At 65.6% G+C, this 13,562-nt stretch carries 12 protein-coding genes; 4 read left to right on the plus strand and 8 right to left on the minus strand.

The window, feature by feature from the left end:
- Window positions 1–48: 48 nt before the first annotated feature.
- The 4 genes from EAH84_RS00395 to EAH84_RS00410 form a co-directional block, all read right to left on the minus strand.
- Complete coding sequence (locus EAH84_RS00395; protein WP_140866058.1) at window positions 49–309, minus strand: type II toxin-antitoxin system RelE/ParE family toxin; 261 nt, start codon at window positions 307–309, stop codon at window positions 49–51.
- Complete coding sequence (locus tag EAH84_RS00400; RefSeq protein ID WP_206663927.1) at window positions 306–476, minus strand: CopG family transcriptional regulator; 171 nt, start codon at window positions 474–476, stop codon at window positions 306–308. Before EAH84_RS00400 ends, EAH84_RS00395 begins: the two co-directional genes overlap by 4 nt.
- A gap of 74 nt (window positions 477–550) precedes the next feature.
- Window positions 551–2,866 carry an ATP-dependent Clp protease ATP-binding subunit ClpA gene (gene clpA / locus EAH84_RS00405; protein WP_140866060.1) on the minus strand — a complete coding sequence of 772 codons (2,316 nt, stop codon included), beginning with the start codon at window positions 2,864–2,866 and terminating at the stop codon, window positions 551–553.
- 171 nt (window positions 2,867–3,037) lie between these two features.
- Window positions 3,038–3,232, minus strand: coding sequence for a DUF1192 domain-containing protein (locus tag EAH84_RS00410; protein ID WP_140866062.1), 195 nt, complete (start codon window positions 3,230–3,232; stop codon window positions 3,038–3,040).
- A 71-nt stretch (window positions 3,233–3,303) separates the two neighbouring features.
- Between EAH84_RS00410 and EAH84_RS00415 the strand changes: the two genes are divergently transcribed.
- Window positions 3,304–4,296 carry an NAD(P)H-quinone oxidoreductase gene (locus tag EAH84_RS00415; RefSeq protein ID WP_241656387.1) on the plus strand — a complete coding sequence of 331 codons (993 nt, stop codon included), beginning with the start codon at window positions 3,304–3,306 and terminating at the stop codon, window positions 4,294–4,296.
- A 70-nt stretch (window positions 4,297–4,366) separates the two neighbouring features.
- Here EAH84_RS00415 and EAH84_RS00420 read toward each other — a convergent pair whose 3' ends face one another.
- The gene (locus tag EAH84_RS00420; RefSeq protein ID WP_140866064.1) at window positions 4,367–4,636 is read right to left on the minus strand and encodes a hypothetical protein; all 270 of its coding nucleotides are present in this window, start codon (window positions 4,634–4,636) and stop codon (window positions 4,367–4,369) included.
- A 175-nt stretch (window positions 4,637–4,811) separates the two neighbouring features.
- On the opposite strand from EAH84_RS00420, the gene EAH84_RS00425 reads away from it, so the two are divergent.
- From EAH84_RS00425 to EAH84_RS00435, 3 genes are all read left to right on the plus strand, one after another.
- Complete coding sequence (locus tag EAH84_RS00425; RefSeq protein WP_140866066.1) at window positions 4,812–5,486, plus strand: DUF1013 domain-containing protein; 675 nt, start codon at window positions 4,812–4,814, stop codon at window positions 5,484–5,486.
- 143 nt (window positions 5,487–5,629) lie between these two features.
- Window positions 5,630–6,709 carry an MBL fold metallo-hydrolase gene (locus EAH84_RS00430; protein ID WP_140866068.1) on the plus strand — a complete coding sequence of 360 codons (1,080 nt, stop codon included), beginning with the start codon at window positions 5,630–5,632 and terminating at the stop codon, window positions 6,707–6,709.
- A gap of 50 nt (window positions 6,710–6,759) precedes the next feature.
- On the plus strand, window positions 6,760–7,644 hold the full coding sequence (locus EAH84_RS00435; protein WP_140866070.1) for a dienelactone hydrolase family protein: 885 nt from the start codon (window positions 6,760–6,762) through the stop codon (window positions 7,642–7,644).
- A gap of 80 nt (window positions 7,645–7,724) precedes the next feature.
- Here EAH84_RS00435 and lpdA read toward each other — a convergent pair whose 3' ends face one another.
- From lpdA to EAH84_RS00450, 3 genes are all read right to left on the minus strand, one after another.
- Complete coding sequence (lpdA, locus tag EAH84_RS00440; RefSeq protein ID WP_140866073.1) at window positions 7,725–9,134, minus strand: dihydrolipoyl dehydrogenase; 1,410 nt, start codon at window positions 9,132–9,134, stop codon at window positions 7,725–7,727.
- A gap of 116 nt (window positions 9,135–9,250) precedes the next feature.
- Entirely contained in the window at window positions 9,251–10,516 is a 1,266-nt protein-coding gene (gene odhB, locus EAH84_RS00445; protein ID WP_140866076.1) for a 2-oxoglutarate dehydrogenase complex dihydrolipoyllysine-residue succinyltransferase, read from the minus strand.
- Window positions 10,517–10,595: 79 nt separating this feature from the next.
- Entirely contained in the window at window positions 10,596–13,529 is a 2,934-nt protein-coding gene (locus EAH84_RS00450) for a 2-oxoglutarate dehydrogenase E1 component (RefSeq protein WP_140866079.1), read from the minus strand.
- Between the last annotated feature and the right edge of the window lie 33 nt (window positions 13,530–13,562).

Raw genomic sequence — 13,562 nt, forward strand, 5'->3', positions numbered from 1 at the left:
TCGCGCACGGCGTGCCTGTTCAAAACAGTACCCTTAGACCCGATCCTTTCAGACGATTCGCGCGTGGCTGGCGTGGCGAACCGCGATGACGATGGTGCCCGTTTCGTCGCAGGTGAACCGGAGAAGGTAGGGATAGACGATGCTTCGCTCCGCAACGCCTCCGCACACCTTCTCCGACCCCAACCCGCTTGCGGTGGCGGCGATCCTGTCGGCCAGGCGCCGCGCCGCGCGCGGATCGAACGCGGTCACGTAGCGGCGGATGTGATCGAGATCTGCGATCGCGCCCTCGGTCCAATTCGGCGACGTCACGTGCCTGTTTCCGGTGGGATATCATGCCCCCAACTCGACAGCCAGTGAAGTACCGCCTCGTGGCTGAGAAGCCGACCCGCGGCGATGTCCGCCGCCGCGCGACGGTCGATCGCCGCGATCAGCGCGGCGTCATCGAACAGGTCGTCGGACGGTTCATCCTCGTTCACGGCCGATCAATATCACGAAAACGGAGGTAAATTCGCAATCTACCTCCGTTTCGGATCGAAAAGGACGCAACCGGTTACTTCGCCTCGACGGTCGCGGTCTTGCGCGGTTTCTTGCGTGGCTTTTTGGGCGCGGCGGGTTCGATCGCGAAGCTGAGTTCGCCCTCCTTCATCTTCACCGTCACCTCGCCGCCATGGACCAGCTTGCCGAACAGCAATTCCTCGGCGAGCGGCTGCTTGATCTTTTCCTGGATCAGACGGCCCATCGGACGCGCCCCGTACAGCTTGTCATAGCCTTTTTCGGTCAGCCACGCCTTGGCGGCATCGTCGAGGCTGATATGGACATTGCGATCGGCGAGCTGGAGTTCGAGCTGGAGGATGAACTTCTCCACCACCCGCGCGACGACCTCTGGGGGGAGGTAACCGAACGGCACGATCGCATCGAGGCGATTGCGGAATTCCGGGGTGAACATCTTCTGCACCGCCTGCTCGTCCTCACCCTCGCGGCTGAGGTTGCCGAAGCCGAGCGTTTCGCGCGCCATGTCCGACGCACCCGCATTGGTCGTCATGATCAGGATGACGTTGCGGAAATCGACCGACTTGCCGTGCTGGTCGGTCAGCCGCCCGTTATCCATCACCTGAAGCAGGATGTTGAACAGGTCGGGATGCGCCTTCTCGATCTCGTCGAGCAACAGCACGCAATGCGGCTGCTGATCGACCGCGTCGGTGAGCAGTCCGCCCTGGTCGAACCCGACATAGCCCGGAGGCGCGCCGATCAGCCGGCTGACCGAATGCCGCTCCATATATTCGGACATGTCGAACCGCTGGAGCGGGATGCCCAGGATCGACGCCAACTGCTTCGCGACCTCGGTCTTGCCGACGCCGGTCGGGCCGGTGAACAGATAATTGCCGATCGGCTTTTCGGGTTCGCGCAAGCCAGCGCGCGCCAGCTTGATCGCGGAGCTGAGCTTCTCGATCGCGGCGTTCTGGCCGAAGACGACGCGCTTCAGGTCGGTTTCCAGCGTCGAGAGCGCCTGCTTGTCGTCGGCCGACACCGATTTCGGCGGGATCCGCGCCATCGTTGCAATGACCTGTTCGATCTCCTTGGTGGTGATCGTCTTTTTGCGGCGGCTTGGCGGCACCAGCATCTGCATCGCGCCGACCTCGTCGATCACGTCGATCGCCTTGTCGGGCAGCTTGCGGTCGTTGATGTAGCGTGCGCTGAGTTCCACCGCCGACTTGATCGCGTCGGGGGTGTATTTCACCGAATGGTGATCCTCGAACGCACTGCGCAACCCCGCGAGGATCTTGATCGTGTCCTCGATCGTCGGTTCGTTGACGTCGATCTTCTGGAACCGGCGCAGCAGCGCGCGATCCTTTTCGAAATGATTGCGGAATTCCTTATAGGTGGTCGAGCCGATGCAGCGGATCGTGCCCCCCGACAGCGCGGGCTTGAGCAAATTCGACGCATCCATTGCGCCGCCGCTGGTCGCACCCGCACCGATCACGGTATGAATCTCGTCGATGAACAACACCGCGTCGGGCAGCTTTTCGAGCTCGTTGACGACCGCCTTCAGGCGTTCCTCGAAATCGCCGCGATAGCGGGTCCCAGCGAGCAGCGCGCCCATGTCGAGCGAATAGATCACCGCGTCCTTGAGCACGTCGGGCACGTCGCCCTCGACGATTTTCCGCGCAAGGCCCTCCGCGATCGCGGTCTTGCCGACGCCAGGATCGCCGACATAGAGCGGGTTGTTCTTCGACCGGCGGCACAGGATCTGGATCGTGCGATCGACCTCCGGCCCGCGCCCGATCAGCGGGTCGACCTTCCCCGCCTTCGCCTTTTCGTTGAGATCGACGGTGAACTGCTTGAGCGCGCTTTCCGTCTTGCCCTTCTCCTGTCCCTTCGCGGGTTTTTCGTCGTCGGCGCCCTTGGGCGGCGTCACGTCGGCGGTACCGCCCTTGCCGACGCCGTGGCTGATGAAGCTGACCGCGTCGAGGCGGCTCATGTCCTGCTGTTGCAGGAAATAGACCGCATAGCTCTCGCGCTCGCTGAACAACGCGACCAGCACGTTGGCCCCGGTCACCTCGTCGCGGCCCGACGACTGGACGTGGAGGATCGCGCGCTGGACGACCCGCTGGAACCCGCTGGTGGGGGAAGGATCGGTCTGCGCCTCGACCTTTAGTGCGTCGAGTTCGGTATCGAGATAATGCGCGACCGTGGTCTTGAGCTCGCCGATGTCGACATGACATGCCTCCATGACCTTGGAGGCATGTTCGTCGTCGAGCAGCGCGACGAGCAGATGTTCGAGCGTCGCATATTCGTGGCGGCGCGACGAAGCGGCTTCGAGCGCCTTGTGGAGCGTGGTCTCGAGCGCGGGGGCGAAGGATGGCATCTAATCTACTCCAGACGGGCCGATGCAGACACATGGCCCTCTCCTACTATGTCGGAAGGGTGAGGCCCCGCATCAAGCGCTGGGACACCGCACCGGTCGATCTGGCGATACGCCCGAACCGGTGCCCCATCGGCTGCCCGCCAGGGCAGGCGCTCAGGATAAACTCCACGCTCACGATCGGAATAGCTGATCGGCGCTTGCTCGATGGTTAACGGCGCGTTCCATTTTTTGCCGGGATCGCGCGATCTCACCCTCGAGCGCGGTGATCCGGGCTTCGAGCTCGGCCACCGACAAGGGATCGAGGTCCTGCCGGATCAACTCGGTCAGCGCGTCGTTGGGACGCGAGGGGGCGTCGTCCACTTCCATTGCACTGCAACGTTGACCCGCAGCAGCCCGATGTCAATAACGCCCCCGGTCCTTCGTTGATTAGGAATTCCATGACTCCCGAGACGATGCGCGCGATCGATCCGGAGGCCGCTGGCGGCCCCGACGTGCTGGTGCTCGCCGAACGGCCGGTGCCGGTGCCGGCGGCGGGCGAGGTGTTGATCCGGGTCGCCGCGGCCGGGATCAACCGGCCCGACGTGATGCAGCGCAAGGGCATGTATCCGCCGCCGCCTAGTGCGTCGTCGATCCTCGGCCTCGAACTGTCGGGCGAGGTTGTCGCGGCGGGCGAAGGCGTCGAGCTGGAAATGCTGGGCCAGCAGGTCTGCGCGCTCGTCAACGGCGGCGCCTATGCCGAATATGCGGTCGCGCCTGCGGGCCAGTGCCTGCCGGTGCCGCCCGCGCTGACGATGATCGAAGCGGCGGCGATGCCCGAAACGCTCTTCACCGTCTGGACCAACCTGTTCGAACGCGCGTTCGCGACCGAGGGCGATACGGTATTGGTCCACGGCGGCACCAGCGGGATCGGGACGATGGCGATCGCGCTGTGCAACGCGTTCGGGATCGCGATCATCGTCACGGTCGGCAGCGACGAAAAATGCGCGGCGGCGCGGGCGGTCGGCGCGACCCATGCGATCAATTACAAGACCGAGGATTTCGTCGAGCGGGTGAAGGCGATCACCGATGGCAAGGGCGTCGCCGCAGTGCTCGACATGGTCGGCGGGGATTACGTGCCGCGCAACCTCCAATGCCTCGCCGACGACGGACGCCACGTGTCGATCGCGGTCCAGGGCGGCATGACCGCGACGATCCCGTTGTTCGAGATCATGCGGCGCCGCCTGACGCTGACCGGATCGACGCTGCGGCCGCGCGATGCCGCGTTCAAGTCGCTGGTCGCCGACGAATTGTCGCGCACGGTGTGGCCGCATGTCGAGGCGGGGACGCTGAAACCGATGATCGACCGGGTCTTCTCGTTCGACGATGCCCCGGCCGCCCACGCCAGGATGGAGGCGGGTGACCATATCGGCAAGATCGTGCTGCGCTGGTGATCTGACACGCGAAAACGGGCGCGGAATCGCGTGATCCACACCCGTTATCGATCGGTTGATCCGCTGGCCGTTACCGGCTGGCGGGGGTTCCGCCGTTGTTGTTGTTGCCGTTGGTCGCGACCAGCACGATCGCCACCAGCGCAGCGAGCACGCCGATGCTGATCAGCGTCGTGGTGGGAACGTCGGCACCGAGCTTGCTCTGGTGCACGGTCGGGGTCGAGGCGCGCGTCACCGACAGCGATGCCGCAGGATTGGCGGTTGCGGCCGACGCCGCGACAGGCATGACGATCATCGAGGCGCCGACACATGCGGCGGCGACCCGCTTCAGGGAAAAGGTCATTGGAAACTCCGTCTATAGAGACATCGCCATAGTCGGGTTTTGTGACACTTTGGTCAACGCAGGCGCGGCAAAAAGTGTGATGGGTTGCCCTTAAGCAACACGAGGAGTACATCCGTCCCACACCGAGGCCGCTCCGATAAGGGGCGGCCCTTTCTATTTTCGACGGAGTTTTCCCGTGGCCCAGCCGCTCATGCCTCACGCGACCGCCTCCTGGCTGGTCGACAACACCTCGCTCAGCTTCGAACAGATCGCCGAGTTCTGCGGGCTTCACATCCTCGAAATCCAGGCGATCGCCGACGATACCGCCGCGACCAAGCTGACGGGCCGCGATCCGATCCGTGCGCACGAGGTGACGCAGGACGAGATCGACAAGGGGCAGGCCGATCCCGATTATCGCATGGTGATGGTCAAGGGCCCCGACCAGGTGCGCCGCACCAAGGGGCCGCGCTACACGCCGGTCAGCAAGCGCCAGGACAAGCCCGACGGCATCGCCTGGATCATCCGCAACCATCCCGAAATCAGCGATGGCGCGATCAGCAACCTGATCGGCACCACCCGCACCACGATCGCGGCGATTCGCGACCGCAGCCACTGGAACATCCAGAATATCACGCCCAAGGATCCGGTGACGCTGGGGCTGACGACGCAGCGCGAACTCGACGCCGCGGTGGCAAAGGCCGCGAAGGCCGCGGGGATCGAACCCGCGCCGACCGACACCCGGCTCGACGGCGACCGCGAGGCGCTGCTGGTCGAACTGCGCGCCCAGCGCGAGCAGGCGGCGCGCGATGCCGAGGCAGGGATCGTCCCCGCCGCGCCCGATTCGTTCTTCACCGATCCGTTCAAGCGCTGATCTTCGGTTCCCCCGCGGAGGCGGGGGTCCAGAGTGACGGACGGTGACGCTGCTGGGCGCTGGACCCCCGCCTTCGCGGGGGAACACTGGCCGTAGGTGACCGATTGCGTGACGCGCGGCGATTGCGTTGCTAACGGCAACCGATGCCCCAGCCCGATGCCATATTCGCCCCCGACGACAGCTTTACCGCGACCAGCCATAAAGGGCTGACCTATCCGTTCGGCGGCGCGGAGCCCGACGCGGGCGGCACGATGCGCGTCGCGCCCGGTATCGACTGGGTCCGCCTGCGGATTCCGGGGCCGCTCAAGCACGTCAATTGCTGGTTGCTGGATGACCACGACGGCGTCGCGCTGGTCGATACCGGCATGAACACCGACGACGCGCGCGCCGCGTGGAAGACGCTCGCGAGCGGCGCGATGGCGGGGGTGCGCGTCACGCGGCTGATCGGGACGCACCTTCACCCCGATCATATCGGGCTGGCGGGCTGGATGTGCGCGCACCATGACGCGCCGCTGCTGATGACGCGCGGCGAATGGCTGACGATGCGGATGCTCGTCGCCGACGCGCGCGATGCGGTGCCGGAGGAAATGATCGTCTTCTGGCGCGCGGCGGGATGGAGCGAGGATCAGATCGCGGCGGCGTGCGAGCGCGGCTGGGCGGGGTTTCGCCGGATCGTGACCCCGGTGCCGCTCAGCTATACCCGGATCGTCGACGGCGAGACGCTACGGATCGGGAAGACCGACTGGCGGGTGGTCACCGGCTCCGGCCACAGCCCCGAACACGCGTGCCTGCTCGACGAGGCGGGCGGGGTGTTCGTCGCGGGCGATCAGGTGTTGCCGCGGATCAGCCCCAACGTCTCGCTGGGAGTGACCGAGCCCGGCGCGGACCCGTTGGGGGAATGGTTCGCGTCGATCGCGAAGCTGCGGGAGCTTCCCGCCGATCTGCTCGTTCTGCCCGGTCATGGTGATCCCTTCAGGGGGCTCCACACCCGGCTCGATGCGATGGACCGCGAACATCGCGAACGGCTCGACGAGCTCGCGGTGTTTCTCGCCGAACCGCGCCGCGCAATCGACTGCTTCGGCCGACTGTTTCGCCGCGCGATCGGGCAGGACATGCTCGGCATGGCGACCGGCGAGGCGCTCGCGCACCTGCGGCGGCTCGAGGTCGAGGGGCGCGCACACCGCGAGGAGCGCGACGGCGTCTGGTGGTGGCGCGCGTGCTGACGTAGGCTCGCCCCGCGAACGCGGGAGCGGCGATTCGCGAGGAGAGACGCATGTGCGACGAGCATACCGCCGAGGATAACGCGAACTTCCTGGCCGCGGTCTCGCGCCGCCAGTTCGGGACGATGGCGGCGAAAGCGGCGGGCGCGGCGGGGCTGATCGCGATGCTGCCGACGCCCGCGGACGCCAAGGCGGTGAACGGCAAGACCGTGGCGATCACGACCCCCGATGGCACCGCCGACGCCTATTGGGTCGCGCCGCAGGGCGCGGGCAGCTACCCCGGCGTACTGATCTGGCCCGACATCATGGGGCTGCGGCCCGCGTTCATGCAGATGGCCGACCGGCTGGCGCAATCGGGCTATGCGGTGCTGTGCGTCAACCAGTTCTACCGCTCGACCAAGGCGCCGTTCCTCCAGCCCGGCGAAAGCTACGACCAGCCCGCGGTGCGCGAGAAGATCGCACCGATGGTGAAGGCGCTCTCCCCCGACGGCACCGTCCGCGACGCCAAGGTCTTTACCGCGTTCATCGATGCGCAGCCGCAGACCGACCACAAGAAGGGGCTCGCCACCACCGGCTATTGCATGGGTGGGCCGATGGTGTTCCGCACCGCCGCCGCAGTGCCCGATCGGGTCCGCGCGGGCGCGACCTTCCACGGCGGCGGACTGGTGAGCGACACACCCGACAGCCCGCACCTGCTGATCCCGCAGATGAAGGCGCAATATTTGATCGCGATCGCCGCCAACGACGATGCGCGCAGCCCCGGCGACAAGACCGTGCTGCGCGACGCGTTCGCCAAGGCCAAGCTGCCCGCCGAGATCGAGGTGTATGACGGCACGATGCACGGCTGGTGCCCGCCCGATAGCCGCGTCTACAACATGGCGCAGGCGGAAAAGGCGTGGAACCGGATGCTGGCGCTGTTCGACAAGACGCTGGTGTAACTGTCAACGCGGCGCGATGCCAGAGCGCAGCTCCGCCAAGCAACGCCAGCCCATGCCGCGATGGCTAGCCACCAATCCGATCACATATGGATTGGCTTGCCCTGGACCGCCATCGCGGCTTCCTTGAGCGCCTCCATGTGCGTCGGGTGCGCGTGGCAGGTGTAGGCGATGTCTTCGCTGGTCGCGCCGAATTCCATCGCGAGCGCCGCCTCGGCGATCATCGTGCCCGCCAGGCTGGCGACGATCCAGACGCCGAGCACGCGGTCGCTCTTCGCATCGGCGATGACCTTGACGAAGCCGTCGGTGTCGCGGTTGGTTTTGGCGCGGCTGTTGGCCATCATCGGGAATTTGCCGACCTTGATCGCGCCGCCCGCCGCGGTCGCTTTCTCGCGCGCGGCCTCTTCGGTCAGGCCGACGCCCGCGATCTCGGGCATCGTGTAGACGACGCTGGGGATCACATCCTCGTTGACGATGCCGGTGTGGCCCGCGATGTTTTCCGCGACCGCGACGCCTTCGTCCTCCGCCTTGTGCGCGAGCATCAGGCCGGGGACGCAATCGCCGATCGCCCAGACGCCGTCGACCTTGGTCTTGAAGCTATGGTCGGTCTCGATCTGGCCGCGGCTGTTGAGCTCAAGCCCGATCGCGGCAAGGTTCAGCCCATCGACATTGGCGCGGCGACCGATGCTGACGAGCACCGCGTCGGCGGTCAGCGTTTCCGCTTCTCCTCCCGTCGCGGGTTCGATCGTGACGGTGGCGGTCGCACCATCGACGGTGACGCCGGTGACCTTCATCGAGGTCTTGAGGTCCATGCCCTGTTTCTTGAACAGCTTGGCAGATTCCTTACGGACCTCGCCGTCGAAGCCGGGCAGGATCTGGTCCATATATTCGACCACGGTAACCTTCGCACCGAGCCGCCGCCAGACGCTGCCGAGCTCGAGCCCGATCACGCCGCCGCCGATCACGATCATATGCTCAGGGACCTTGGGCAGCGCGAGCGCGCCGGTGCTGTCGACGACGATTGTCTGGTCGACCTCGACTCCCGGCAGCGGCGTGACCGACGAACCGGTCGCGATCACGATGTTCTTCGCGGTGACGGTCTCGCCCGCGACCTCGACCGAATGCGCGTCCCTGAACGCGGCGAGGCCCTTCAACCACGTCACCTTGTTCTTCTTGAACAGGAATTCGACCCCGCCGGTCAGTTCCTTGACCGCCTTCGCCTTTTCGGCGTGCATCTGGTCGAGGTTGAGCTTCACCCCGGAGAATTCGACCCCGAACTTGGTGAGATGCCCGGCGCTCGCCTCCTCGTAGATTTCCGACGCGTGAAGCAGCGCCTTCGACGGGATGCAGCCGACGTTGAGACAGGTGCCGCCCAGCGTCTCCCGCGATTCAGCGCACGCGGTGCGCAAGCCCAGCTGTGCGGCGCGGATCGCGGCGACATAGCCGCCGGGGCCGGCGCCGATCACGAGGACGTCATAGTCGTAGTCAGCCATCATACACTCCGTTCGCCCTGAGCCTGTCGAAGGGCGGGTAAGATCGTTTCGTTGCCGTCGGGGATATGTGCTTCGACAAGCTCAGCACGAACGGATGTAGGTATTTTCCTTCCCGATCAAAGGTCGATCAAAATCCGCGTCGGGTCCTCGATCGCATTTTTCAGCGCGACGAGGAACGTCACCGCCTCGCGCCCGTCGATCAGGCGATGGTCGTAGCTTAGCGCCAGATACATCATCGGTCGCACCACGACCTGGCCGTCGATCACCACCGCGCGATCCTCGATCCGGTGGAGCCCGAGCACCGCCGACTGCGGCGGGTTGATGATCGGGGTCGACATCAGGCTGCCGAACACGCCGCCGTTCGAGATGGTGAAGGTGCCGCCCTTCATCTCGTCCATCTTGAGCTCGCCCGATTTGGCGCGGCGACCGAAATCGCCGATCGTCTTTTCGACCTCTGCGACGCTCATCTGGTCGGCATCGCGGATGACGGGAACGACTAGCCCGCCGGGCGACGACACCGCGACCGAGATATCGGCGTAATCATGATAGACGATGTCGTCGCCGTCGATCGAGGCGTTGACGTTGGGAATATCCTTCAGCGCCATGCACGCGGCCTTCACGAAGAAGCCCATGAAGCCGAGGCGAACGCCGTGCTTCTTTTCGAACAGTTCCTTGTACTTGGTGCGTGCCGCGATGACCGCGTTCATGTCGACATCGTTGAACGTCGTCAGCAGCGCGGCGGTGTTCTGCGCTTCCTTCAGGCGGCGCGCGATGGTCTGGCGCAGCCGCGTCATACGGACGCGCTCCTCCTTGCGATCACCGGTCGAGGCGGGCGCCGCAGCGGTGGGGGCCGCAGCAGCCGCGGCGGGAGCCGGAGCCGGCTTCTGCGCGGCGGCAACGACGTCTTCCTTGGTAATCCGGCCGTCCCTGCCCGATCCCTTGATCGTCGCGGGATCAACCCCGTGTTCGAGCACCGCGCGGCGCACCGAGGGGGAGAGCGCGGCGGGGCCGTCGGCGGCCGCGCTATCTGTGGAGGACGCGCCGGGCTGATCACCATAGCCCGCACCGTCCGCCGGGCCGCCGCCGCTGGTGGGGATTTCGGTCACCGCGGGCTGCGGGGCCGACGCCTGCTTGGGTGCGGCGCCGCCCGCGTCGATCGTCGCGAGCATGCCGCCGACCTCGACCGTGTCGCCGACCTTCACCGCGTGTTCGCCCATCGTTCCCGCGACGGGAGACGGCACCTCGATCGAGACCTTGTCGGTTTCGAGGCTCGCGATCGGTTCGTCGGCGGCGACCGTATCACCGGGCTGTTTCAGCCATTCGCCAAGCGTGGCCTCGGTGATCGATTCGCCGAGCGTTGGTACGAGAACTTCGGTTGCCATCTTCGTCTACCTTCATGTGCTCCCGCGAAGGCGGGAGCCCAGACTGGACACCCGCCTTCGCGGGTGAACAGGAGGGGGGTTAATTCTTCTTCGCGCGCCGGAATTCGTCGCGGACATTGTGACCGAGCGCGTCGGCGACGAGCGCGGCCTGTTCGAGTTGGTGGCGCTTCATCAACCCCGTTGCCGGGCTCGCCGCCGCCGCGCGGCCCGCATAGCGAGCGCGCGCGACCTTGCCCTTCGCCGCAGCCAACGCTTCTTCGATCAGCGGCTCGACAAAGGTCCAATAGCCGTTGTTCTTCGGCTCCTCCTGCGCCCAGACGACCTCTTCGAGCGCGGGCAGCTTCTTGACGCGCGCAGCGAGCGGCTCGCCCGGGAAGGGATAGAGCTGTTCGATCCGGACGATCTGCGTGTGCGTATCCCCCGCCGCGTTGCGCGCCTCGATCAGGTCATAGGCAACCTTGCCCGAACACAGGACCAGCCGCCGGGTATCGGCGTCCGCGGCGCCGTTGGTGTCCGACAGGATGCGCTTGAAATGGCTGTCGCCCTGGAAATCCGCCGCCGCGCTCACTGCCAGCTTGTGCCGCAGCAGCGATTTCGGCGTCATGATGATCAGCGGTTTGCGGAAATTGCGGTGCATCTGCCGCCGCAGCAGGTGGAAGTAATTGGCGGGGGTGGTACAGTTGGCGACCTGCATATTGTCCTGCGCGCACAATTGCAGGAAGCGTTCGGGTCGTGCCGAACTATGCTCCGGCCCCTGCCCCTCATAGCCATGCGGCAACAGCATCACGAGCCCGTTGGCGCGGAGCCACTTGGCCTCACCACTGGCGATGAACTGATCGATCATGATCTGCGCGCCGTTCGAAAAATCGCCGAACTGCGCTTCCCATAGCACCAACGTCTTGGGGTCGGCGAGCGCATAGCCATATTCGAACCCGAGCACGCCATATTCGCTCAAGGGCGAATCGAGCACCTCGAAATTGCCGTGCTCGATCGCCTGCAATGGTACGAACTTGTGCTCGTCGGTCTGGTCGACCCAGACCGCGTGGCGCTGGCTGAAGGTGCCGCGCCCCGAATCCTGGCCCGACAGGCGGACACCATAGCCCTCCGACAGCAACGCACCGAATGCGAGCGCCTCGCCGGTCGCCCAGTCGAAGTTTGTGGCGCTCGCGAACATCTCGCGCTTGGCATCGAGCACGCGGCTGAGCGTCTTGTGGATCTGGATGCTGTCGGGGACGCTGGTCAGCGTGCGACCGAGCGAATCGAACAGCTTCTTGTCGATTCCGGTCTCGACGTTGCGCCGCGCGGTTTCGGCGTCGGCGGGGGCATGGAGCCCCGACCAGCGCCCCGCGAACCAGTCGGCACGGTTCGGCTTGTAGCCCGCGCCCGCCTCGAACTCGCCTTCGAGCAGCGTCACATATTGTTTCGAATTATCGTCGATCCACGCCGCGTCGACCACGCCTTCCGCGATCAGCCGCTTGCCGTAGATTTCGGAGACCGGCGGGTGCGTCTTGATCGCCTGATACATCAGCGGCTGGGTGAAGCTCGGCTCGTCGCCCTCGTTGTGGCCGAAACGGCGATAGCACCACATGTCGATCACGACGTCGCGGTGGAAGCACTGGCGATATTCGATCGCCATCTTGGTCGCGAAGGTCACCGCTTCGGGATCGTCGCCGTTGACGTGGAAAATCGGCGCCTGGACGCCCTTGGCGACGTCCGACGGATAGGGTGACGAGCGCGCGAACTGCGGACTGGTCGTGAAGCCGATCTGGTTGTTGATGACGAAGTGGATGCAGCCACCGGTATTGTAGCCGCGGATGCCCGAGAAGCCGAGGCATTCCCACACGATCCCCTGCCCCGCGAACGCTGCATCGCCGTGGATCAGCACGGGCAGCGCCATCTCATGCTTGGCGAGATCGCCCGCGATCGTCTGGATCGCGCGGGTCTTGCCGAGCACGACGGGGTCCTCCGCCTCGAGATGCGACGGGTTGGCGACGAGCGACATGTGGACCTTGATCCCGTCGAATTCGCGGTCGGTGCTGGTGCCGAGGTGGTATTTGACGTCCCCCGATCCCGCGACATCGTCGGGGTTGTCGGAGCCACCGCCGAATTCGTGGAAGATGATCCGGAACGGCTTGGCCATCACGTTCGACAGTACGTTCAATCGCCCGCGATGCGCCATCCCGAACACGATCTCGCGCACCCCCATCGCGCCGCCATATTTGATCACGCTTTCGAGCGCGGGGATCATCGATTCGCCGCCGTCGAGCCCGAACCGCTTGGTTCCGACATATTTGCGGCCGAGGAATTTCTCCCATTGTTCGGCCTCGATCACCTTGTTGAGGATCGCCTTCTTGCCGAGCGGGGTGAACTCGATCGCCTTGTCCTTGCCCTCCATCCGCTCCTGCAGGAAGCGGCGCTCGTCGACATCGGCGATGTGCATATATTCGAGGCCGACGTTGCCGCAATAATTGCGCCGCAGCGTGTCGACGAGGTCGCGGACGGTCGCCCATTCGAACCCGAGCGCACCGCCGAGGTAGACCTTGCGATCGATGTCGGCGTCGGAAAAGCCATGATACTCGGTGCGCAGGTCCTGCGGCAGCTCGCGTAGCCCCGACAGGTTCAACGGGTCGAGGTTCGAGGCGAGGTGACCCCGCACGCGATAGGTGCGGATCAGCATCATCGCGCGGATCGAATCGCTCGCCGCGCGGATCACCGCATCTTGATCGGGCGCGGGCGCGGTTGCGGGCGCGGGCTTGCCGCCCTTTGGCGGCTTGGGCGCGGGCTCCATCTGGGTCGGATCGAGCGCGGCGGTGAGATCGTCGGTGGTCGCTGGCGGCCACGCTGGGTTGCCCCAGCTCGGCCCCGACATCGATCCTTCGAGCCCGTCGAAAAACTCGCGCCATCCCGCCTCGACGCCGTCGGGCGCGGTCTTGTATTTCGCATACAGCGCCTCGACGAACCCCGGGCTGACACCCGCGGCGATCTCGCTGAAATCCTGGCCTTCGTAGCCCATCACGCCACTCCTTGTGTCCCCGCGAAGGCGGGG

The organism is Sphingomonas oligophenolica (assembly GCF_006438955.1).
In the GTDB taxonomy this organism is placed as follows: Bacteria; Pseudomonadota; Alphaproteobacteria; order Sphingomonadales; family Sphingomonadaceae; genus Sphingomonas; species Sphingomonas oligophenolica_A.

Excerpts from the sequence above, each read along its gene's own strand:
- clpA (WP_140866060.1), bottom strand. The coding sequence starts at position 2,866 with ATGCCATCCTTCGCCCCCGCGCTCGAGACCACGCTCCACAAGGCGCTC.
- EAH84_RS00410 (WP_140866062.1), bottom strand. The coding sequence starts at position 3,232 with ATGGAAGTGGACGACGCCCCCTCGCGTCCCAACGACGCGCTGACCGAG.
- EAH84_RS00415 (WP_241656387.1), top strand. The coding sequence starts at position 3,304 with ATGACTCCCGAGACGATGCGCGCGATCGATCCGGAGGCCGCTGGCGGC.
- EAH84_RS00420 (WP_140866064.1), bottom strand. The coding sequence starts at position 4,636 with ATGACCTTTTCCCTGAAGCGGGTCGCCGCCGCATGTGTCGGCGCCTCG.
- EAH84_RS00430 (WP_140866068.1), top strand. The coding sequence starts at position 5,630 with ATGCCCCAGCCCGATGCCATATTCGCCCCCGACGACAGCTTTACCGCG.
- EAH84_RS00435 (WP_140866070.1), top strand. The coding sequence starts at position 6,760 with ATGTGCGACGAGCATACCGCCGAGGATAACGCGAACTTCCTGGCCGCG.
- lpdA (WP_140866073.1), bottom strand. The coding sequence starts at position 9,134 with ATGGCTGACTACGACTATGACGTCCTCGTGATCGGCGCCGGCCCCGGC.
- odhB (WP_140866076.1), bottom strand. The coding sequence starts at position 10,516 with ATGGCAACCGAAGTTCTCGTACCAACGCTCGGCGAATCGATCACCGAG.
- EAH84_RS00450 (WP_140866079.1), bottom strand. The coding sequence starts at position 13,529 with ATGGGCTACGAAGGCCAGGATTTCAGCGAGATCGCCGCGGGTGTCAGC.